We start from the raw sequence: 1,142 nt of genomic DNA, 5'->3' as shown, positions 1-1,142 counted from the left end.
TCCCTGGCCGATGGTGTATGCACCCTGCCCACAGGGTTATCCACCGCACGGGTGCATAAGTTCGCCTGTACGCCGGCGGAGAAAAAAACCGCGCGGGTGCGCGGTCAGGACGTTCCGTAAATACCGGACAATACGCCACCGGTCGTCCGGACCTGAGTCAGGTGCGGAAGGGCGGATACGCCAGCTCTCTTCGTTTGCTGTGCAGACGCGTTGTGTGTGCAGTGCAGGGAGTATATCCCTTTTATCTGTATGGTACCGGCCCGCCTTCATGAAATAAAACGTCCGGCACGATAAAAAAATGCCCGCAAGCCTTCACGGGCTAATCGTTGATTTATGCCGTGGTGAGACGGCACCGCTTTATTAAGCATTTTCCATGATATTTATCCACGAATATTGTGTGAAAGCAGAGGATTATCAGATTAAGTTGCATTAAGGAGAATGAAATGCGCTAAGCTGGCGTGGGCCGGCCCCCGCAATCCTGTCGCGCGACGCATAAAAGGCGCGCTGTTCTGCCATTTAACCCGGTCCGTGACCGTTACACTCTGATGACACCTCAACCGGGCCCCTGACGCCATGCCGCTGAAAAAACTCCGCCTCCGTACACTGCTCCTGTCGCTCTCCGTCGGCGGGGTGATCCTCACCTCCTGCCTGCTGCTCGGGGCGCTGCTGATTTTTCAGAAGGGCAACATCGAGGACAGCCTGCTGGAGAGCAACATCGCCTACGCGAGGAAGCTCGCCGACACCACCGATCGCTATCTCGGCACGGCGCAGCGCGAGCTCGCCTGGAGCGCCACGCAGATTAAGGGCCTCACCGACCCCGCGCTGCTGAGAGGGGAGACCGACCGCCTCCGGCTGCAGTCCGGCTTTTTTAACACGGTGGTGGTGGTAAACCGCGACGCCGTTATCGCCGCCACCTCCCCGGAGAGCCTGAGCCTGGTCGGCGTGAAGCTGCACTCCGATGCCAGCCGGCAGGCCATCGCCACGCAGAAGCCGTTTATCTCGGCCCCCTTTACCTCGGCCTCCGGTAATTACGTCGTGTTCCTGTCACAGCCGCTGTTTGCGCCGGACGGTGGCTATCTGGGCTACATCGGTGGCACCATTTACCTCAGGAAGCAGAGCATGCTGAGCGATATCCTGAGTCA

At 59.0% G+C, this 1,142-nt stretch carries 1 protein-coding gene; it reads left to right on the top strand.

All coding sequences use genetic code 11. From position 1 onward, the window contains the following. Positions 1-573: 573 nt before the first annotated feature. Positions 574-1,142, top strand: a 569-nt coding sequence (locus PSSD_RS25950) for a PDC sensor domain-containing protein (RefSeq protein ID WP_201023853.1), incomplete at its 3' end; no start/stop codon positions are given.

Origin of the sequence: Type-D symbiont of Plautia stali (assembly GCF_001485335.1) — a bacterium.
GTDB classification, from domain to species: domain Bacteria; phylum Pseudomonadota; class Gammaproteobacteria; order Enterobacterales; family Enterobacteriaceae; genus Pantoea; species Pantoea vagans_C.
This window is presented reverse-complemented; position numbering and strand designations above follow the sequence as displayed.